Origin of the sequence: Streptomyces sp. NPDC048415 (genome assembly GCF_040651675.1) — a bacterium.
Classification (GTDB): Bacteria; Actinomycetota; Actinomycetes; order Streptomycetales; family Streptomycetaceae; genus Streptomyces.
In genome coordinates this window covers 230033-248836 of record NZ_JBEZKJ010000004.1, presented here as the reverse complement: position 1 = coordinate 248836, position 18804 = coordinate 230033, and the positions used below count along the sequence as shown (strand labels likewise).

Genomic DNA, 18804 nt, shown 5'->3' with positions numbered 1-18804 from the left:
AGCAACGCACGACCGCCGCGAGGAACGAGGCAGAAACCGTCATGACAGAAACCGAAGACCGGGTAGGGGCCACGGAGCGCAAACCCGCGCAGCTCGTGGACATGTCCTGGGACCCGATCACCCGGATCATCGGAAACCTCGGCATCTACACGAAGATCGACTTCGCCAACCGTGAAGTGGTCGAGTGCCGCAGCACCTCGTCGCTGTTCCGCGGCTACTCGGTCTTCATGAAGGGCAAGGACCCACGCGACGCCGGCTTCATCACCTCACGTATCTGCGGCATCTGCGGAGACAACCACACGACGTGCTCCAACTACGCCCAGCAGATGGCGTACGGCATCAAACCACCCGTGCTCGCGGATCACATCGTCAACCTCGGTGAAGCAGCCGAGTACATGTTCGACCACACCCTCTTTCAGGACAACATGGTGTTCGTCGACTTCTGCGAGGCGATGGTCAAGGCGACCAACCCGAGCGTGCTCGCCAGGGCGGAGCGGACCGAGGCCCCCCACGCGGACATCCACGGTTACCGGACCATCGCCGACATCATGCGGGCCTTCAACCCGTTCGAGGGCGAGATGTACAAGCAGGCCCTGAAGGTCAGCCGCGTCACCCGCGAGATGTTCTGCAAGATGGAAGGCCGCCACGTCCACCCCTCGACGATGTATCCCGGCGGGGTCGGCACGATGGCGACACCCACCACCTTCACCGACTATCTCTCCCGGCTCCTGCAGATCCTCGACTTCGTCAAGCAGTCCGTCGCGATGAACGACGACGTCTTCGACTTCTTCTACGAGGCCCTGCCCGGTTACGAGGAGGTCGGGCGCCGCCGCATCATGCTCGGCTGCTGGGGCGCCTGGCAGGACCCCAACGTCTGTGACTACCAGTACAAGACGATGAACGACTGGGGCAAGGCGATGTACGTCACCCCCGGCATCATCGTCGACGGCAAACTGGTCACGAACAAACTCGTCGACATCAACCTCGGCATGCGCATCCTGCTCGGCAGCTCCTTCTACGAGGACTGGGTGACCGAAGACCCGTTCGTCACCCACGACCCGCTCGGGAACCCGGTCGACATGCGGCATCCGTGGAACCAGACCACCGTCCCGGTACCGCAGAAGCGTGACTTCGACGGCAACTACAGCTGGGTCATGAGCCCCCGCTGGTACGACAAGAACACCGACGAGCATCTCGCGCTGGACACCGGCGGAGGGCCGCTGGCCAGACTGTGGTCGACGGCGCTGAACGGACTGGTCGACACGCCGTACGTCAAGGCCACCGGGCACAGTGTGCAGATCTCCCTGCCCAAGAGCGAGAAGCTGCCCGAGATGACACTGGAGTGGAAGATTCCCCAGTGGAGCAACACCATCGAGCGGGACCGGGCCCGCCCCTACTTCGTCGCCTACGCTGCGGCGATGGCCCTCCACTTCCTGGAGTCGGCGATGGGACTGGTTCGCGCGGGCGAGATCAAGGTCTTCGAGAACTTCGAGGTTCCGGACGAGGCGATCGGCTGCGGCTTCCACGAGGCGGTCCGCGGTGTTCTCTCGCACCACCTGGTCATCAAGGACAAGAAGATCGCCAACTACCACCCCTACCCGCCGACCCCGTGGAACGCCAGCCCGCGCGACAGCTACGGCACCCCGGGCCCGTACGAGGACGCGGTACAGGGGCAGCCGATCTTCGAGGAGAACGGGCCCGACGACTTCAAGGGCGTCGACATCATGCGCACCGTCCGCAGCTTCGACCCCTGTCTGCCCTGCGGTGTCCACATGTACCTCGGCAAGGGCAACACGCTGACGACGATGCACTCGCCGACCTACGGAGCCGGCCATGGATGACACCGGCCGGCTCGACGACGCCTCCGTCGTACAGCGGCTGACCCGCATCGACGAATTGCTCGAACGCCTCGAGAAGGCGCCCGGACCGACCTCCCGCTCGGCCGTCGAGACGGTGCGGGCGCTGACGGAGGTCTACGGCGAGGCGCTGGCCCGGGTCATGGATCACGCCGACGCTCCGCTGGCCGACCGGATGGCCGACGACGAACTGCTCGGGCACCTGCTGGTCCTCCACGCGATCCACCCCGAACCGGTGGAGCGCCGGGTCGCGCGTGCGGTCGAGCGGCTGAAGACCGATCTGCGGGGCCGCGGCGCCGAGATCGAACTGGCGGGAATCGACGCGGGAGTCGCCCGGGTGCGTCTGCGGACCAAAGGCTGTGGATCGTCGGCCGCCGGCGTTACCGAGGCGGTCCGTGAGGCACTGCTCGCGGTGGCGCCGGAACTCCGGAGCGTCGAGGCGCTGCCGGGCAGCGAACGGCAGGCCGCCGCATTCGTTCCCCTGGACGCGCTGACACGCCGCGGCACGCAGCCGCAGGCGACGGCATGACCGGCGCGGGCAGGCTCGCCCGGCTCATCCGGTCGAGCACCGACCGGCGGACCGGGGCCGAGGAACACTGCGATCTGTGCAGCGCGCCCGTGCCGGACGATCATCGCCACCTGTACGACACGGAGCGGCAGGAGACCCTGTGCGCCTGTCGGCCCTGCTCACTGCTCTTCGTCAGGGGCGAGGCAAGTGAGGGGCGCTACCGGCTGATCCCGCAGCGGCGCATAAGGCTGCCCCCCGTCGACACCGAGAGCCTGGGCGTCCCCGTCGGTCTGGCCTTCTTCGTACCCCGCCAGGACGGCACGGTGACCGCGCACTATCCGAGCCCCGCCGGGCCGACCCGGTGGGAAGTGGACGCGCGGGCATGGCAGGACGTCGTATCGGGGTGTCCGCGACTGCAAACCGTGGAACCCGACGTGGAGGCGCTGCTGATCAACACCGCCCGCGATCTTCGGCACTACTGGATCGCGCCGGTCGACGACTGCCTCCGCATGGTCGCCGTGGTGCGACAGGAATGGGAGGGGCTGTCGGGCGGCACGCGCGTGTGGACGGCCGTCGACCAATTCTTCGCCGAACTGACGGAGAACGCTCAGCACAACGGAGCAGGGCAACCGCAACGGTAAGGAGCTCGGGATGGGCAGGATCAGGGTCGGCAAGCCGGGCGTGAAGCCCGACACGCCCACACACGTCTTCGGCCTCCATCAGGGCAACAAGGGCCCCCACGGGCACCAGGCCGGGCACCACAAGGACGGCACCGCGGACGCGCGGTGGTCCACCGGGGTGCACTGGAAGAAGCACAACGCGATCATGAAGACCATGCCGAACCTTCCGCCGGGATGAGGGAGCGAGAATGAATGCCAAGCGTGTGCTGGTGGCGGAGGCGGTGCTGGTCGGAGGAATGGCGCTGGCACTGCTGATCTGGGAGGTCCCTGGGCTGGTGCGCGAGGTTCGGATCTTGCGCATGGTGGGCTTCCGCTCCGGATCCCGGCACCCTCGGTGACTGCCGCGGTTCCCGCAGCCGACCGGCCGTCAAGTGCTTCCGTACACCGCTGAGACGTGCCGGAGACCTCATGCACGAGTTGTCGATCGCGACCGCCATCGTGGAACAGGCGGACGAAACCGCCCGGGCCCACGGGTCCCGCGCCGTGTCCGCGGTGAACGTGCGGGTGGGGCAACTGTCCGGGGTGGTCCCCGCCGCCTTGGAGTTCGCCTTCGAGGTCGCCCGTGACGGGACGGCACTGGCCTCGGCCCAGCTGGTCATCGAGGAGGTCACCGCCGTGGCCTACTGCGCCCCGTGCGCGCGGGAATTCCTCGTCGGCATGCCCCCGTTCTTCTGGTGCCCGAAGTGTGACCGGCCCGTCGAGGGGCTGCGCAGCGGGCGGGAGCTGGAGATCACCGGACTGGAGCTCGCGCAGACGCCCGCCTGAAGGACGCTTGTCGCCGGGGTGAGGTGACGGTCAGCAGATACGCGGCAGCTGCTCCCCGAGGGGCAGGTCCACGACGCGTGTTCCGCCGAGCCCGGTGGACGCCACCACCATGCCGGGGTGATCGCTGACGCATTCACCGATGAGGGCGGCGCCCGACCCGTGCGGGTGGGCGCGCATCGCTTCCAGTACGGCGTCGGCCGCGGCGCGGGGGACGAAGGCGACCAGCCGTCCTTCGTTGGCTACGTACAGCGGGTCCAGACCCAGGAAGCCGCAGGCGTTGGCGACGGCCTCCGGCACCGGGACGGCCCGTTCCGTCAGTCGCACGCCGGTCTCCGACGCGCGGGCGATCTCGTTGAGCGACGCGGCGAGTCCGCCTCGAGTCGGGTCCCGCAGCACGTGGAGGTCGGTGGTGACGTCCAGCATGGCCGCCACGAGACCGGCCAGGGGAGCGGTGTCGCTGGCCACCTCGACGCCGAACTCGATCCCCTCGCGCAGGCTCAGGATGGCCACGCCGTGCATGCCGATCGGGCCGCTGACGATGACGGCGTCGCCCGGCGTCGCGCGCTGGGGTCGGATGTCGACGCCGTCCGGGACGAGTCCGATGCCGGACGTCGTGATGTACACGCCGTCACCGTGCCCGGCCTCGACGACCTTCGTGTCCCCGGTGGCGACGATGACACCCGCCGCCTGTGCCGCCGCTCCGACGGCGCGGGCGACCTTGTCGACCACCCGCATCTCCACGCCCTCTTCCAGGATGAAGGCGGTGGACAGGTACGCGGGCCGGGCTCCGCTCATGGCGAGATCGTTGACGGTGCCGTTGACCGCCAGGTCGCCGATGCTGCCGCCCGGGAAGAAGAGGGGCTTGACCACGTACGCGTCGGTGGAGAAGGCCAGGCGGGCACCGCCGAGTCGTACGGTCGCCGAGTCGCCCAGCGCGGCGAGGACGGGATTGCCGTAGGCGGGGGCGAAGACGTTCTCGACGAGTTCCGCGGACAGTGCGCCACCGCCACCGTGTCCCATCACGACGACCGGCTGGTCGCGCAGCGGGGCGGGGCAGGACCAGTCCGACGGATCCACGGATGCTGTGACGGCCGTGTCAGCCAACGGGGTTCGTCTCCTTGTGCACTGCCCGGGACGTGGACAGGGGGGCGGGGGAGTGGGTGGTGGGCCGGCTGTCCAAGCGCCGGTAGAGGTAGTACGCCGCGCACGCGCCCTCACTGGAGACCATCGTGGCGCCGAGGGGGGTGCGCGGGGTGCAGGCCGTTCCGAATGCCTCACACTCGGTCGGCTTGATCAGGCCCTGCAGCACCTCTCCGCTACGACAGGCGCCGGGTTCCTCGGTGCGGATGCCGCTCACGTCGAAGCGGTGCTCGGCGTCGTGCGCGCGGAAGGCTTCGGTGAGCCGCCACCCGCTGCCGGAGATGCGGCCGATGCCGCGCCAGTTGCGGTCGGTGACCTCGAACACCTCCTCGATCATGCGCAGCGCGGCCGGGTTGCCCTCGTCCTGGACCGCGCGCGGGTAGGCGTTCTCCACGCGATGCTCACCGCGTTCGAGTTGGCGCACGGCGCGACGGATGCCCTCCAGGATGTCGAGCGGCTCGAAGCCGGTCACCACGATCGGTACCCGGTGCCGCTCTGCCAGCTCTGGATACTCGGCGGTGCCCATCACGCTGCATACGTGCCCGGCGGCGAGGAAGCCCTGAACCCGGCAGGACGGCGCGGTCATGATGGCCTCGATGGCCGGCGGCACGCGCACGTGCGACACCAGCAGGCTGAAGTTGCCGACGCCGAGCCGGCGGGCCTGGTGCACGGCCATCGCGTTGGCCGGCGCGGTGGTCTCGAAGCCGATTCCGAAGAAGACGACCTCGCGGTCCGGATGCCGACGCGCCAGCTCCAACGCGTCGAGGGGCGAGTACACCACGCGTACGTCGCCGCCCGCGCTCTTGACCCGGAACAGGTCACGATCGGTGCCGGGCACCCGCAGCATGTCCCCGAAGGAGCAGAAGATCACCTCCGGCCGTGACGCGATGTCGAGGGCCTTGTCGATCATGTCCAGCGGCGTGACGCAGACCGGGCAGCCCGGCCCGTGAATCAGCTCCACCTGGTCCGGGAGCAACTGGTCGATGCCGTGCCGGATGATCGAGTGGGTCTGACCGCCGCACACCTCCATCAACGCCCAGGGCCGGGTGACCGTGCCATGGATCTCGTCGAGCAGCTTCCGCGCAAGCTCGGGGTCGTTGAACTCTTCGACGTACTTCATCTGGATCCTTCCTCGGCGCCTTGACCGCGCGGCGCCGCGGCGGGCATGTCGGCTTCGCGGGGTTCTCCGGGTCCCGGCAGCCCGGCCTCGGCCGACGCCCGGCCCCAGGGATCACCGAACTCCTCCTCCAGCAACCCCAGTTCCTCGAAGAGCCGCAGCGAGGCCTGCGCCGACTCCTCGTCCAGGCGCTGCAGGGCGAATCCGACGTGGACGATGACGTACTCCCCGACCTGGACGTCGGACACGTAGTCGAGGCAGACGCGCTTGTGCACGCCGCCGAAGTCGATCAGTCCGGTCAAGGACTCGTCGTGTTCCTCAATGGCCAGTACGCGGCCGGGCACTGCCAGACACATGACTCACTCCGTGTTGTCGCTGTCCTGCCGGTCGGCTGTTCGGCCCTGCTCGGGCGGTCGTTCACGCGCCGCCACCACCAGCTGGCCCAGTGCGAGCCCGCCGTCGCCCGGCGGGACCTGCGTGTGCCGCAGCACGGTGAATCCGTCCGCGGTCAACAGGGATGTGCAGGCGTCCTCCAGTAGCGCGTTGGCGAACACCCCGCCCGTGAGGGCGACTGTCTCGATGCCGGTGGCGCCGCGAGCGCGCCGGCAGATCTCCGCGACGGCGTCGGCGACGCCCCGGTGGAAGCGCGCGGCGAGTACCGCCCGCGGTGTGCCGCGCCGCAGATCGGTGGTCAGAGCGCGCATGACGGGAGCGGGATCGAAGAGCAAGGGTGCCGGCGCTCCCGTCCGCGGTGAGCGGCGGCTGGGAACGATGTCGAAGGGGTACGCCCCCGAGTCACCGTGCCACGCCTGGGTGGCCGCCGCCTCCAGCTCCAGCGCGGCCTGAGCCTCGTAGCCCGAGCGGTGGCACAGACCCGTCAGGGAGGAGACGGCGTCGAACAGCCGGCCCATGCTGGAGGTCGCCACGCACGCGAGATCGCGCTCCAACTGGCGTCCCAGCACGGCACGTTCGGCCGGCTCGCAGGCGGAGACACTCGGCAGGTCGCCGTCCCACGGCAGTGACGCGGCGTGCAGACGGGCGAGGGCCACCCGACACGGGTTCGCCACCCCCGCGTCCCCGCCGGGCAGGGGAGCCGGTGCCAGGTGGGCGAAGCGGCGGAACCCGTCGTAGTCGGCGAGCAGCACTTCGCCGCCCCACACGGTGCCGTCGTCTCCGTAGCCGGTGCCGTCGAAGGCGACGCCGATCACGGGCGTACTGCCGTCGAAGCCGTTCTCGGCCATGACGGAGGCGATGTGGGCGTGATGGTGCTGCACGAGGCGGAGCGTCATCCCCTCGGCGTGCCGGCGTGCCCACCGTGCCGAGTGGTAACCCGGGTGCCGGTCGGCCACGACGACGCCGGGCAGCACGCCGGTCAGGCGCCGCAGATGCCGCTCCGCTCGGTCAAGGGCGTCAAGGCCGGCCAACTCGCCCATGTCACCGATGTGCGGGCCGAACCAGGCCTCTTGGCCCGTTCCGACGCACAGGGCGTTCTTCAGGTCGCCGCCCACGGCAAGGGCCGGGTGGACGGAGACGGGCAGGCGCAGCGGGCGGGGAACGTAGCCGCGGGACCGGCGCAGGACCTGCTCGGTCCCATCGGACCGCACACGCAACAGCGAGTCGTCGCAGGGGACTTCGATGACGCGGTCATGGGCCAGCCAGGCGTCGGCCAGGCCGCTCAGTCGGGTCAGGGCCTCCTCGTCGTCCGTGACGATGGGCGCGCCGGAGCGGTTGCCGCTCGTCATGACCAGCACACGCGGACCGGGGGGATCACCGGGCAGCCCGAACAGGAGGGTGTGCACCGGGGCGTAGGGAAGCATCACGCCGATGTGCGGGCTGCGGGGACAGACCCCGGGAGCGAGCTGATGTCCCCGGGGTCCGACGCGCCGGCGGAGCAGCACGATGGGGCGCCGCGTGCTGGTGAGGGCCGCGCGTTCGGCGTCGGAGACGTCGGCGATCCCCTCGACGGTGGCCAGGTCCCGGCACATCACCGCGAACGGCTTGTCTCCCCGCTCCTTCCTGGCCCGCAGCGTGGCCACGGCCGTCGCGTCGGACGCGTCGCACGCCAAGTGGTAGCCGCCGATGCCCTTGACGGCGACAATCCCGCCGGCGGCCAGCAGCCGGCGTGCCGTGGTGAGCGCGTCCTCGCCGAGGGCCGGCCTCAGTCCGCTGCCGGCCGCCGGGACGAAACGGAGGCGGGGACCGCAGTCGTGGCAGGCCACGGGTTGCGCGTGGAAGCGCCGGTCACCGGGATCGCCGTACTCGGTGGCACACACCCGGCACATCGGGAACGCCGACATCGTGGTGAAGTCCCGGTCGTACGGCAGCGCGGAGACGATGGTGAAACGGGGACCGCAGTGCGTGCACGTGATGAACGGGTGCCGATGGCGGCGGTCGGTGGGCTCGAGGAGCTCCCGTAGACAGTCGGCGCACGTGGCGGTGTCCGGCGGCAGGAGCGTGCGTCCCTCGCCGGGTTCGGAGGGACGGATGACGAAACCGTCGGTCGCGCCGGTGGCGGCGGTGTCCGCGCACCGGATGCCGGTCACGGTCGCCAGAGCGGGCGGCTCCCGGGACAGCCGGTCGCAGAACTGATCGACGCTGGTGGCCGGGCCCTCGACCTCGATCAGCACGCCGCTCGCGTTGTTGGTGACGAAACCGGCCAACGCCTGTTCGGTGGCCAGCCGGTGCACGAACGGCCGGAACCCGACGCCCTGCACCACTCCGCGCACGGTGACCCGCCGCCGCACTGACGCCAGGGTGTCTCCCGTCATGACGCGGCGTGCGTGTGCGGCTGAAGGGACAGGGGCGGCCGGTGCGAAGACGCGCCGTGTCGTACGGCGAGCACGCGGTCCAGCAGCACGTTCACGCCGTCGCCGTCGCGGGCGCAGGAACGCACGATCTCCACACCTGGATTGACCTGCTCGACATGCCTGCGGAAGGCGGACTCGTCGAAGTCGACGGCCTCGGCCAGGTCGGTCTTGGTGACCACCACCAAATGGGCGGAACCGAAGGCAGTGGGGTACTTCAGTGGTTTGTCCTCACCCTCGGTCACGGCCATGAGGACGACGCGCAGCGTCTCGCCGAGGTCGTAGGACGCCGGGCAGACGAGGTTGCCCACGTTCTCCACGAACAGCAGCGCGGTGTCCCGTGGCAGCCAGCCCTCCAGGTGGCCGCGCACCTGCTGGGTTTCGAGATGGCACAGTCCGTCGGTCAGGAGCTGCTTCACCGGCGCACCGGAGCGGGCCAGTCGGCGGGCGTCGTTCTCGGTGGCCAGGTCGGCGGTGAGTGCCGCCACGGGGATGTCCCGCTCCCTCGCCCGGGCGAGAACGCGCCCCAGCAGTTCCGTCTTGCCGCTGCCCGGGCTGGAGAGCAGGCTGACCATGGTGACCCCCTGCCGGGCGAGCTCGCTGCGCAGGGACGCGGCCAAGCCGTCGTTCTTCGCCAGCACGGCCTGCTTGACGTCCACGGACCGGCACATCATGCGTGCTCCTTGCTCGGGGAGGGGAGGGTGGATCGCGAGTCATCGGCAGGGGCGGGGGTGCGAGGGAAGGCCGTTAGCGATCCTCCTTGGCGGCTGCCGCGATTCCCCGGGGACTGGCCGGGTGCGGGGCCCCAGCTTCCTCCGAGTGGCCGAACGACAGTGCGGCGTTCGCGTCCGTCAGCAGCAGCCCGGCCACCGTGTGCAGGACCGGCACGGCCCGCTGGACGGCATCGCGCACCGGCGCGCTGAGGCCGACGGTGACGTCCTCGTCACCGCGCGGCAGCCTCTCGGGCTCGCACGCCAGGACGACGATGCGGGGAAGTGAGCCGTCGCCGAGGTGCGCGGCCAGAGCGAGCACCTTCACGGGGTCCATGCCGTGCGCTTCCGGAACGGCCCGAGCCGTATCGGTGTCCGGGATGTCGGGCTCGACCAGCGAGAGCGTGCCCGGTGGAAGGCCGCGAGGCGCGGCGTCGACGAGGACGGCGGCGTCATAGCCGTCCAGGAGCTGGTAGGCGAGGTCCATGCCACGGATGCCGAAGTCCCTGACGTCGACGTGAGCGGGCAGCGGTCGCCGGCTGAGAGCGTTGACCACTTCCGGCCCGAAGGCGTCGTCCGCGAGGAAGATATTGCCGACACCGGCGACAAGCAGACGCTGGGGACGCGTCACCGAACTCTCCTGACAGTAGGTTCGCGCGAGGGGCCGGACGGGTCGAGTGCCTACGGCGTGGAGAGACCGGCGAAGGGGCTCGGGCGGGACAACGGCCGGGCCGATCCGCTCGGTACCTTCCGGACGAACGCCGAACGAAGGGCGTGATACGGCGCGTCGGGATCGAAGAAGATGCGGCGCATACGGGCGAGTTCGTCACGGCGGTACTCCCCGAGCGGCCGCCTCGCCTCGTCACGCAGACGCGCCGCTTCCTTGGCCGCGATCCTCTGCCGGAGGTCAGCCGCGCCGGCGAGTGCCGCGGCCAGCCGGTCGACCTCGGCCAGAAAGGCGTGGGGGAAGGCAGGGACGAGCCGGTCGGCCAAGCCCAGCCGTACGGCGGTGGCGGCACTCACCGGCAGGGCTTGGCTCGTCAGCCGTACGGTGTCGTCCTCGCCGACGCGCCTGGGCAGTGTGTACGTCCAGAACTCGGACCCGTACAGCCCCATGCGGGCGTAGTGCGGATTCAGTACGGCACCGGCACGGCACCACACCTCGTCCGCGGCCAGTGCGAGCATGACTCCGCCCGCGGCGGCGTTGCCGCCCAGCGCGGCGATCACCAGCCGGTCCGTCGTACGCAGCACCGCCTCCACCAGGTCGTCCATGGCGTTGAGATTGCTCCAGGACTCGCCGGCTGGGTCCGCGGCCGCCTCGATGACATTGAGGTGGATGCCGTTGGAGAAGAAATCGCGTGCGCCGCCGATCACGAGAACCGAGGTGCGCCGGTCGAGGGCGAACCGGTAGGCGGCGAGCAGACGCCGGCACTGGTCCGTACTCATCGCGCCGCCGGGGAAGCCGAAGGTCAGGAAGCCGACTTCGCCGTGCTCGCGGTAGCGGATGTCGGCCCAGGTGCGCCGGTCCGTGGGCAGTTCGAGCGGCGCCGGCACCTCGGGCACCTTGCCGAGTCGGTCACGGAGGACGGCGGTCGCGGGTCGGCGGAAGGCGGCGGGGTCCCCGGAGCCGCGGCGCGGCCGGAGTTCCGGGATCCAGACCGCCCCGTCCCGAGTGGCCCGGCATACGGCGCCGGTCCGGGTCGCGAGCAACTCGCCCGGCCGGCCCTTCAACTGGTCTTCCAGGTGGCCGCCGTGCAGAAAGACCTCCTGGCCGAGGAACTCGTCGAGGACGCCCGGCTGGGAGTCCGCGCCGCGCAGCTTGCGCAGCACCGTCTCGGTGCTGTCGCCGTGCCAGTCGATCCGCCGCTGCTCCTGCCGGTGGAAGTCACGCCAGGTGACGCGGACCGAGGGGTCGCTTTGCGGCTGAGGCTTGAACGAGCCGTCGGCGTAACGTTGCACGGCCAGCAGGACCGCGGTCACCGCGGCGTCGGACGCCTCGTTGCGGTAGAGGTCGCTCTTGCCCACCGGCGGCACGGTGAACGCGACCGTGGCCCAGATATCACCGGCGTCCATCCCGGCCTCGGCCTGCAGAACCGTCACTCCCCAGCGCGCCACGCCGTCGGCGATGGCCCAGTCCAAGGACGACGGGCCGCGGTCGCCGGGCGGCCCAGGGTGGACGATCAGGCAGGTGTGTTCCCTCCACACGTCCTCGGGGATCGCCGTCTTGAGCATCGGCGCGATGATCAGTTCCGGCTGGACTTCCCGAACGGCCTGCCGTACTGCGTCGTCGCCGTGTGCGGCCAGTACGGCATCAACCCGGTGACCGCGGTCGGAGAGTTCGACGTGGACCCGTTGACACAGACTGTTGAACGCGCTGGCGACGAGCAGGATGTCCATGGGGGCAGCATCGCCCGCCGGGCTCCCGCCGGAAAGGACCGCAACGGCCCAGCGCGAGAATTCCTCCGGTCGGATGCCGCGATGTTCCACAGCACCGAGGCGCTGACGAGGCAGCGCCTTACGTCTCCTCCTCCATGCGGATCGAGTCCTTGAGCTCTTTGAAGGCACGGCCTTCCTTGTCCTTGCTCATGTCCATCAGGGCGCCGGCGATCGCGTCGAGCTTGCGTTGGATGGCGTGCTCGGCCCGCATCTCCGAGTTCTTGAGCAGGGCGAGCAGCAGAAGAGTGACCGCGCTCATGGAATCCCCCGCGAGCAGCAGCCACTCCAGAGGCAGGCGCACGGCGTGGGACGTGATGAAGAACGCGACGAGCAGGAGACAGATCAGAAAGAAGAGCGGAGAGCTGGTCAAATTCGAAGCGTGCTCCGCCAATTGCTCGAACCTGCCCCGCTCAGGACCGCCGCGGTCGGCGGGACTCTGAATTTTCATGGATCAAGGCTTACCCGATCCCGTGAGTGGCGCCGGCGATCGACGCCGGGACCCCGACCGCCGGCAGGGTGACACGGCTCTCGGTGTGCGGGAAGAGGCGCCCCCGTACGCTGGTGCTGTCGTCCGGCGTCCGCCAGGACGGCAGGGATTATCATGGAAACCGCCCTTGACCTGCAAAAACGCAGGCAGGGAGCCAAGGTCCAGGAGTGTCTTCATGCTGCGTACCATGTTCAAGTCCAAGATCCACCGCGCCACCGTCACCCAGGCCGACCTGCACTACGTCGGATCGATCACCATCGACGCCGACCTGCTCGACGCCGCCGATCTGCTGCCCGGCGAACTCGTGCACATCGTGGACATCACCAACGGCGCCCGCCTGGAGACGTACGTCATCGAGGGTGAACGTGGCTCCGGAGTCGTCGGCATCAACGGAGCGGCGGCCCATCTCGTCCATCCCGGAGACCTGGTGATCATCATCAGTTACGCTCAGGTCTCCGACGCCGAGGCGCGGGCGCTGCGGCCGCGGGTCGTGCACGTGGACCGCGACAACCGGATCGTGGCCCTCGGTGCCGATCCGTCCGAACCGGTGCCGGGCTCGGACCAGGAGCGCAGCCCGCAGGCCGTCACCGTCTGAACACCGGCCGGGGATTCACAGGAGCCGAGGACCCGAAGACCGAGGAGTGCCCATGAGCGACATCGAGATCCGCGACGACCGGCCGGGCGGCCGCCTCGAGGCGTTCGCCGGGGACGACGTGGTCGGCCACATCGAGTACTTCGTCCTCGAAGCACCCGCGCGGGCCCTCGTCCCCGTGCACACCATCGTGGAACCCGAGCACGAGGGGCAGGGCATCGCCGGCTCCCTCGCCCGTGAGCTGTACGCCATCGCCGCGCGCGAGGGCGTCGTGGTCGCGCCGCTGTGCCCGTACGTCGTGAAGTGGGCGGCACGGCATCCCGAGGAGGCCCCGGCGGCCGACCCGCACCTGCTGGACGCGGCGGCGGAGTGGCTCAAGGCGCACCCGGGGCGCTTCTGATGACCGGACCTCGCCTGATGTCCCGGTCCGGTCCGCTCGCCCTGCTGCACACCTCGCCCCTGCACGTCCCCGTCTTCGACGCGCTGCGTGACGAGGACCATCAGGGCCTCGAACTGCGGCACTTGGTGGCAGAGGAGCTGTTGACGCGGGCCCGGAGCGAGGGCCCCGACGCGGTCGCCGAAGAGGTGCGGGCGGTGCTCGACCGGGCCGTCGCCGAGGGCGCGCGGGCCGTGCTGTGCACCTGCTCGACCATCGGTGCCGTGGCGGAGCGGTCCGGCGCCGGGGTGCCGGTGCTCCGCGCGGACCGCCCGATGGCCGCCGCCGCGGTGGCCGCGGGCCCGCGCGTCGTCGTCCTCGCGACGCTCGAAAGCACCCTCGGGCCGACGGTCGCCCTCGTCGAGGAGGAGGCCCGGAGCGCGGGTCGCCCCGTCGACGTCCGTACCGTGGTGGTCGGGGGTGCGTGGGCCCTGTTCGAGGCGGGCGACATCGACGGCTACGCCCGCTGCGTGGCCGCCGCCGCCGACGCGGTCACCGACGCCGACGCGATCGTCCTCGCCCAGGGGTCCATGGCCCCGGCCCAGCTCCTGACCGCGACCTCGGCCCCTGTGCTGTCGAGCCCCCGCCCCGGCCTCGCCGCCGGAGCGGACGCCGTTCGAGACCGGCACGCCGAGTAGGCCCACCTGGTCCCCATCGCGCGCGCGAGGGGGTGAGTGGGTGCGCGGCGGCCGGGTACGCGTGGGACAAGTCCAGGGCCGACGTACCGACTGGCTGGAGGACACCATGACGCATCCGTTCCCCGACCCGGTGAAGCCGGGACCGACCCCCGGGCCCGGCCCCGACCGCCCGCAGCCCTTCCCGGACCCGACCCCCAACCCGACCCCGGACCCCGGCCCCCACCCCTCGCCGGAGCCCGTCCCGTCGCCTTCCCCCATCCCCAAGCCGCCGGGGCCCGACCCGGTACCGGAACCGGAGCCCCAACCGGGGCCGATCTCCTGACAACAAGCCTCACAGAGGGGTGAGAGTTCCTCATCCCGAAACTCCGTCGGCGCGGCCGGCAGTCCCAAGCGCGCGGAAGCCGCCACGAGCCCGCGGTAGGGGACCGTGACGGCTACCGCGAGGGGAGCTACGCCTCGACTTCCGACCGGTCGCCGCCCCACAACGTGTGGAACGACCCCTCCCTGTCCGTCCGCCGGTACGTGTGCGCCCCGAAGAAGTCCCGCTGCCCCTGGGTGAGGGCGGCGGGCAGGCGTTCGGCGCGCAGGGCGTCGTAGTAGGCGAGGGCCGCCGAGAAGCCCGGCGTGGGTACACCCTGGCGGGTGGCGGCCACCAGCACCTCGCGCCAGTCGTCCTGGGCCGCCGCGATCTCCTGGGCGAACGTCTCGTCCGAGAGCAGGCTCGGCAGGTCGGGCCGGGCGTCGTAGGCGGCGCGGATGCGGTCCAGGAAGGCCGCCCGGATGATGCAGCCGCCACGCCAGATGGCGGCGACCGAGCCGAGGTCGATGTTCCAGTCGTACTCGTCGCTGCCCGCGGCGATCTCGTGGAACCCTTGTGTGTACGAGACGATCTTCGAGGCGTACAGCGCCTGCTCCACCCGGTCGGCGAAGGCCCCCGCCTCGGACTCGCCGAGCTGAGCGGCCTTCGGACCGGCGAGCCCCCGCGAGGCGGCGCGCAGGTCGGCGTGCCCGGACAGGGATCGCGCGAAGACCGCCTCCGCGATGCCGGACACCGGAACACCGAGGTCCAGCGCGATCTGCACGGTCCAGCGGCCCGTGCCCTTCTGCTCCGCCCGGTCCTCGACCACGTCCACGAACGGCTTGCCCGTCGCCGCGTCCACATGCGACAGGACCTCGGCCGTGATCTCGATCAGATACGAGTCGAGCCGGCCCGTGTTCCAGGTGCGGAAGATGTCCGCGATCTCGGCGGGGGAGTACCCGGCGACATCGCGCAGCAGCTGGTACGCCTCGCCGATCAGCTGCATGTCGGCGTACTCGATGCCGTTGTGGACCATCTTCACGAAGTGCCCGGCGCCGTCGGGGCCGACATGGGTGACGCACGGCGCCCCGTCCTCCGCCTTGGCGGAGATCTTCTCCAGCATCGGACCGAGGGAGGCGTAGGACTCGGTGGAGCCGCCCGGCATGATGCTCGGGCCGTGCAGCGCGCCCTCCTCACCACCGGAGACGCCCGTGCCGACGAAGTGGATGCCCTGCTCGCGCAGTGCGCGCTCTCGGCGCCTGGTGTCCGCGAAGTGCGCGTTGCCGCCGTCGATGATCATGTCGCCGGGCTCCAGGAGCGGGGCGAACTCCTGGATCACCGCGTCGGTCGGATCGCCGGCCTTCACCATGATCACCAGGCGTCGCGGCCGCTCCAGCGCCGCCACGAACTCCTTCGCGGTCTCGGCCGCCACGAACTCGCCCTCGTGGCCGAACTCCTCGACCAGTGCGTTCGTCCGCGCGACGGTGCGGTTGTGCACGGCGACCGTATAGCCGTTGCGGGCGAAGTTGCGGGCGAGATTGCGGCCCATGACCGCGAGACCCGTGACGCCGATCTGGGCGGAAGTGCTCATACGCTTGGCTCCTAAGAGATCCTGGAATCGGTGATGCCAGTAGTGCTCGTCAGTGCTGCCGGTCCTGCTCGTCAGTATTGCCCCCGGCCATCCTGACGCGTCGGGGGCGGGTGCGCAGAAGAAACCCTCCGTGGCTGATCGGTCGACAAGGCCGTACGGCGGTGATTTTCGGCCACTCGCGACGACCGATTGCCCTCTTGTCATGGCTTGTTGACGGCGCTTACTTTGGCCGCTCCTGACGCATGTCGAGGGGGGCTCGCTCATGGCCGTACGCGGTCGGCACCGTCGGTATCAGCCGAACAGGATCAACCGCGCCTCACTCACCGTCACCGTCGGCGGAGCCGGTATCGCGCTCCCGCTCGTCGCGACCGGTGTCGCCCACGCCGCCGATGTCGGCACCTGGAACAAGGTCGCCGCCTGCGAGTCCAGCGGCAACTGGAGCATCAACACGGGCAACGGCTACTACGGCGGGCTGCAGTTCACCCAGTCCACGTGGGAGGCCTACGGCGGCAAGGTCTACGCACAGCGCGCGGACCAGGCCACCAAGGACCAGCAGATCGCCGTCGCCGAGAAGGTCCTGGGCGGGCAGGGGCCCGGCGCCTGGCCGGTGTGCTCGGTGCGCGCGGGCCTGACCCGAGGCGGCGACACCCCTGACATCGGCCCGTCCGGCACCTCGCCCCGGACGACGAAGCGCTCCGTACGGGACGTGAAGCCGCAGACCACGCCCCAGTCCCAGGCGGGCACCGCCGAGATGTACACGGTCGTCCACGGCGACACCCTCTCCGGCATCGCCGACTCCCGGCACCTCCAGGGCGGCTGGCAGCAGCTCTACGCCGCGAACCGCGGGACCGTGGGCTCCGACCCGGACCTGATCCTCCCGGGCCAGCGGCTGAACCTGCACGGCAAGGCCGGGACACCCGCGCACGCGCGGAGCGCGCCGACGCGGACGCCGACGCCGAGGCACAAGACTTCGGCGGACAAGACGGCCGACAAGTCCACCTCGGGCGGGGCCAGGAAGGCCCCCTCCTTCATCGCTCCCGTGAACGCGGCGACCGGTACGCCCTACCGGGCCGCCGGCTCGTCCTGGTCGAAGGGCTATCACACGGGCGTCGACTTCCCCGTGCCCACCGGCACGTCCGTCAAGGCGGTCGCGGCAGGTCATGTCGTCAGCGCGGGCTGGGGCGGCTCGTTCGGCTATCAGGTGGTGATCCGGCACGCCGACGGCCGCTACACGCAGTACGGCCATCTGTCCGCGATCTCCGTGAAGGCGGGGCAGAGCGTGGTGGGCGGCCAGCGCATCGGCCGCTCCGGGACCACGGGCAACAGCACGGGCCCGCATCTGCACTTCGAGGTGCGGACGGGACCCGGCTTCGGTACGGACATCGACCCGGTGGCCTACTTGAGGGCGGGCGGGGTCAGGATTTGACGCGGGTGCGGTGGCTGTTGACGAAGGGCACCGGTACGTAGGGCGCGCCGTACAGGGCCGCGTAGTAGGGCAGTTGGGCATCCGCCGAGTCCTCCGCCGGGTCCTCCGCCGCAGCCGTCGCCGCGGCCGGAATCAGCAGCGGAGCCGGTACGAAGACGTCGTCGCCGACCGTGTCGAGACGCTGCTCGGGTACCGCGGCGAGCAGCTCCTCGACCTCCGCCTCGGCGGTCGTGAGAGCCGCGAGGTCCGGGTCTTCCGCGACCGGCACCCGGCCCGAGCGGACGACGGCCGAGGGAGCCGGGGCGTCGCTGTCGGCGGCCGACTCGGCCGCGAACTCGGAGGCCGCGGTCGCCGGCCGGGCGACGCCGCCGATCCGCTCCGTCGTGAGCAGGATCAGACCGCCCGCGGTCACGACGCCGCAGCCCAGCGCGAGAGCGGTGCCCGTGCTGCCGTAGCGGAAGGTCTCGCCGAACATCGTGATGCCGACGGCGGCGGCCACGACGGGGTTCACGACCGTGAGCGTGGCCAGCGGCGCCGCCAGACCGCCGCCCCGGTAGGAGGCCTGCGACAGCAGCATGCCGGCCGTCGCGAAGACACCGATCACGCCGAGGCTCGACAGATCGGCGAGCGAGGCCTGTTGCGACCAGTCCACCGCGACCGTCTTCGTGAACACCGAGGACATGCTGAAGGCGATGCCGGCCGCGACCGCGAGCAGGACACTGCGCACGGCCGGGTGCCGGTGCGCGGCCCGCCCCGCCGCCATCAGGGCCGCCACCGCTCCGCCCGCCACCACGGCGAGCACCACACGCTGGGTGCCGCCCAGAGACTGGGCGTCTGTCGCGCCGACCAGGGACAGCAGGCCCGCGAGGCCCACCGTGGCCATGATCGCGCCGCGCCAGGCGGTCGCTCCGGCCTTGCGGCCGACGAAGAGGGCCGCCATGGGAAGCGCGAAGACGATGGTCAGCGCGCCGAGCGGCTGTACGAGGCTCAGCGGGCCGTAGGCGAGGGCCACCACGTGCAGCAGTCCGCCGAGGCCGTTCAGCGCCACCGCGGCCCACCAGCTCGACCTGCGCAGCGGCGCGTACGTCTGGTCGGGCGAGGTCAGGGCGACCTGCTCCTGAACGATCGCGCCACCCGCGTACGCGACGGCGGAGACGAACGAGAGCAGCACGGACAAAGCGAGGGCGCTCATGTGTCCCTCCTCTGCGTACGGCGTGGGCGCTCAGCCCGGCGCGACGAACGGTCGGCTTGCATGCAAACAACGATGCCTCGCGAATTAGTTCGCGTCGTCGTCCCTGAGCAGTCATTGGGTCCTACTGC

20 protein-coding genes are annotated in these 18804 nt (G+C 70.6%); 10 read left to right on the top strand and 10 right to left on the bottom strand.

Annotation, left to right across the window (positions count from 1 at the left end; translation table 11 throughout):
- The first annotated feature begins 41 nt into the window (after positions 1-41).
- From AB0D27_RS05495 to hypA, 6 genes are all read left to right on the top strand, one after another.
- A complete protein-coding gene (locus AB0D27_RS05495) occupies positions 42-1841 on the top strand; it encodes a nickel-dependent hydrogenase large subunit (protein WP_362502307.1) in 1800 nt (599 codons plus the stop codon).
- On the top strand, positions 1834-2385 hold the full coding sequence (locus tag AB0D27_RS05490; RefSeq protein ID WP_362502304.1) for a NifU family protein: 552 nt from the start codon (positions 1834-1836) through the stop codon (positions 2383-2385). Before AB0D27_RS05495 ends, AB0D27_RS05490 begins: the two co-directional genes overlap by 8 nt.
- Positions 2382-3005, top strand: coding sequence for a DUF5947 family protein (locus AB0D27_RS05485; RefSeq protein ID WP_362502301.1), 624 nt, complete (start codon positions 2382-2384; stop codon positions 3003-3005). The genes AB0D27_RS05490 and AB0D27_RS05485 overlap by 4 nt, the downstream gene beginning before the upstream one ends.
- 10 nt (positions 3006-3015) lie before the next feature.
- On the top strand, positions 3016-3222 hold the full coding sequence (locus AB0D27_RS05480) for a hypothetical protein (RefSeq protein WP_362502299.1): 207 nt from the start codon (positions 3016-3018) through the stop codon (positions 3220-3222).
- Positions 3223-3232: 10 nt separating this feature from the next.
- The gene (locus AB0D27_RS05475; protein WP_362502296.1) at positions 3233-3382 is read left to right on the top strand and encodes a hypothetical protein; all 150 of its coding nucleotides are present in this window, start codon (positions 3233-3235) and stop codon (positions 3380-3382) included.
- Between the two features lie 70 nt (positions 3383-3452).
- Positions 3453-3809 carry a hydrogenase maturation nickel metallochaperone HypA gene (gene hypA, locus AB0D27_RS05470; protein WP_362502293.1) on the top strand — a complete coding sequence of 119 codons (357 nt, stop codon included), beginning with the start codon at positions 3453-3455 and terminating at the stop codon, positions 3807-3809.
- A gap of 30 nt (positions 3810-3839) precedes the next feature.
- Here the strand turns inward: hypA and hypE are convergent, their stop codons facing one another.
- The 8 genes from hypE to AB0D27_RS05430 all read right to left on the bottom strand — a co-directional run bounded on the left by hypE (position 3840) and on the right by AB0D27_RS05430 (position 12464).
- Positions 3840-4913, bottom strand: coding sequence for a hydrogenase expression/formation protein HypE (hypE, locus tag AB0D27_RS05465; RefSeq protein ID WP_362502290.1), 1074 nt, complete (start codon positions 4911-4913; stop codon positions 3840-3842).
- Positions 4906-6069: a hydrogenase formation protein HypD gene (gene hypD / locus AB0D27_RS05460; RefSeq protein ID WP_362502287.1), complete on the bottom strand. Its 1164-nt coding sequence runs from the start codon at positions 6067-6069 to the stop codon at positions 4906-4908. The genes hypE and hypD overlap by 8 nt, the downstream gene beginning before the upstream one ends.
- Positions 6066-6422 carry a HypC/HybG/HupF family hydrogenase formation chaperone gene (locus AB0D27_RS05455; RefSeq protein WP_362502284.1) on the bottom strand — a complete coding sequence of 119 codons (357 nt, stop codon included), beginning with the start codon at positions 6420-6422 and terminating at the stop codon, positions 6066-6068. Before AB0D27_RS05455 ends, hypD begins: the two co-directional genes overlap by 4 nt.
- Positions 6423-6425: 3 nt before the next feature.
- Positions 6426-8834 carry a carbamoyltransferase HypF gene (gene hypF / locus AB0D27_RS05450; RefSeq protein ID WP_362502281.1) on the bottom strand — a complete coding sequence of 803 codons (2409 nt, stop codon included), beginning with the start codon at positions 8832-8834 and terminating at the stop codon, positions 6426-6428.
- The gene (gene hypB / locus AB0D27_RS05445; RefSeq protein ID WP_362502383.1) at positions 8831-9541 is read right to left on the bottom strand and encodes a hydrogenase nickel incorporation protein HypB; all 711 of its coding nucleotides are present in this window, start codon (positions 9539-9541) and stop codon (positions 8831-8833) included. The genes hypF and hypB overlap by 4 nt, the downstream gene beginning before the upstream one ends.
- Positions 9542-9617: 76 nt before the next feature.
- A complete protein-coding gene (locus AB0D27_RS05440; protein ID WP_362502278.1) occupies positions 9618-10211 on the bottom strand; it encodes a hydrogenase maturation protease in 594 nt (197 codons plus the stop codon).
- A gap of 50 nt (positions 10212-10261) precedes the next feature.
- Entirely contained in the window at positions 10262-11977 is a 1716-nt protein-coding gene (locus tag AB0D27_RS05435; RefSeq protein ID WP_362502276.1) for a hydrogenase maturation protein, read from the bottom strand.
- A 118-nt stretch (positions 11978-12095) separates the two neighbouring features.
- Positions 12096-12464, bottom strand: a complete 369-nt coding sequence (locus AB0D27_RS05430) for a low affinity iron permease family protein (RefSeq protein WP_362502274.1) — start codon at positions 12462-12464, stop codon at positions 12096-12098.
- A 214-nt stretch (positions 12465-12678) separates the two neighbouring features.
- Here AB0D27_RS05430 and panD point away from each other — a divergent pair, with 214 nt between their 5' ends.
- Genes panD through AB0D27_RS05415 form a run of 3 tightly spaced genes read left to right on the top strand, consistent with a single transcriptional unit; the run spans position 12679 to position 14169 of the window.
- Positions 12679-13098 (top strand): aspartate 1-decarboxylase, encoded by a 420-nt coding sequence (gene panD / locus AB0D27_RS05425; RefSeq protein ID WP_362502272.1) that lies wholly within the window; start codon positions 12679-12681, stop codon positions 13096-13098.
- Positions 13099-13150: 52 nt separating this feature from the next.
- Entirely contained in the window at positions 13151-13495 is a 345-nt protein-coding gene (locus tag AB0D27_RS05420) for a GNAT family N-acetyltransferase (RefSeq protein ID WP_362502270.1), read from the top strand.
- Positions 13495-14169: an aspartate/glutamate racemase family protein gene (locus AB0D27_RS05415; protein ID WP_362502268.1), complete on the top strand. Its 675-nt coding sequence runs from the start codon at positions 13495-13497 to the stop codon at positions 14167-14169. The genes AB0D27_RS05420 and AB0D27_RS05415 overlap by 1 nt, the downstream gene beginning before the upstream one ends.
- 449 nt (positions 14170-14618) lie before the next feature.
- Here the strand turns inward: AB0D27_RS05415 and gndA are convergent, their stop codons facing one another.
- Positions 14619-16058 (bottom strand): NADP-dependent phosphogluconate dehydrogenase, encoded by a 1440-nt coding sequence (gndA, locus tag AB0D27_RS05410; protein WP_362502266.1) that lies wholly within the window; start codon positions 16056-16058, stop codon positions 14619-14621.
- A 262-nt stretch (positions 16059-16320) separates the two neighbouring features.
- Between gndA and AB0D27_RS05405 the strand changes: the two genes are divergently transcribed.
- Positions 16321-17484, top strand: coding sequence for a transglycosylase family protein (locus tag AB0D27_RS05405; protein WP_362502264.1), 1164 nt, complete (start codon positions 16321-16323; stop codon positions 17482-17484).
- Here the strand turns inward: AB0D27_RS05405 and AB0D27_RS05400 are convergent.
- Complete coding sequence (locus tag AB0D27_RS05400) at positions 17474-18676, bottom strand: DMT family transporter (RefSeq protein ID WP_362502262.1); 1203 nt, start codon at positions 18674-18676, stop codon at positions 17474-17476. The two genes, AB0D27_RS05405 and AB0D27_RS05400, sit on opposite strands and share 11 nt — an antisense overlap.
- Between the last annotated feature and the right edge of the window lie 128 nt (positions 18677-18804).

Excerpts from the sequence above, each read along its gene's own strand:
- hypA (WP_362502293.1), top strand. The coding sequence starts at position 3,453 with ATGCACGAGTTGTCGATCGCGACCGCCATCGTGGAACAGGCGGACGAA.
- hypB (WP_362502383.1), bottom strand. The coding sequence starts at position 9,541 with ATGTGCCGGTCCGTGGACGTCAAGCAGGCCGTGCTGGCGAAGAACGAC.
- AB0D27_RS05420 (WP_362502270.1), top strand. The coding sequence starts at position 13,151 with ATGAGCGACATCGAGATCCGCGACGACCGGCCGGGCGGCCGCCTCGAG.
- AB0D27_RS05455 (WP_362502284.1), bottom strand. The coding sequence starts at position 6,422 with ATGTGTCTGGCAGTGCCCGGCCGCGTACTGGCCATTGAGGAACACGAC.
- gndA (WP_362502266.1), bottom strand. The coding sequence starts at position 16,058 with ATGAGCACTTCCGCCCAGATCGGCGTCACGGGTCTCGCGGTCATGGGC.
- AB0D27_RS05480 (WP_362502299.1), top strand. The coding sequence starts at position 3,016 with ATGGGCAGGATCAGGGTCGGCAAGCCGGGCGTGAAGCCCGACACGCCC.
- hypF (WP_362502281.1), bottom strand. The coding sequence starts at position 8,834 with ATGACGGGAGACACCCTGGCGTCAGTGCGGCGGCGGGTCACCGTGCGC.
- AB0D27_RS05430 (WP_362502274.1), bottom strand. The coding sequence starts at position 12,464 with ATGAAAATTCAGAGTCCCGCCGACCGCGGCGGTCCTGAGCGGGGCAGG.
- panD (WP_362502272.1), top strand. The coding sequence starts at position 12,679 with ATGCTGCGTACCATGTTCAAGTCCAAGATCCACCGCGCCACCGTCACC.
- hypD (WP_362502287.1), bottom strand. The coding sequence starts at position 6,069 with ATGAAGTACGTCGAAGAGTTCAACGACCCCGAGCTTGCGCGGAAGCTG.
- AB0D27_RS05435 (WP_362502276.1), bottom strand. The coding sequence starts at position 11,977 with ATGGACATCCTGCTCGTCGCCAGCGCGTTCAACAGTCTGTGTCAACGG.
- AB0D27_RS05400 (WP_362502262.1), bottom strand. The coding sequence starts at position 18,676 with ATGAGCGCCCTCGCTTTGTCCGTGCTGCTCTCGTTCGTCTCCGCCGTC.
- AB0D27_RS05490 (WP_362502304.1), top strand. The coding sequence starts at position 1,834 with ATGGATGACACCGGCCGGCTCGACGACGCCTCCGTCGTACAGCGGCTG.
- AB0D27_RS05405 (WP_362502264.1), top strand. The coding sequence starts at position 16,321 with ATGGCCGTACGCGGTCGGCACCGTCGGTATCAGCCGAACAGGATCAAC.
- AB0D27_RS05495 (WP_362502307.1), top strand. The coding sequence starts at position 42 with ATGACAGAAACCGAAGACCGGGTAGGGGCCACGGAGCGCAAACCCGCG.
- AB0D27_RS05475 (WP_362502296.1), top strand. The coding sequence starts at position 3,233 with ATGAATGCCAAGCGTGTGCTGGTGGCGGAGGCGGTGCTGGTCGGAGGA.
- AB0D27_RS05485 (WP_362502301.1), top strand. The coding sequence starts at position 2,382 with ATGACCGGCGCGGGCAGGCTCGCCCGGCTCATCCGGTCGAGCACCGAC.
- AB0D27_RS05415 (WP_362502268.1), top strand. The coding sequence starts at position 13,495 with ATGACCGGACCTCGCCTGATGTCCCGGTCCGGTCCGCTCGCCCTGCTG.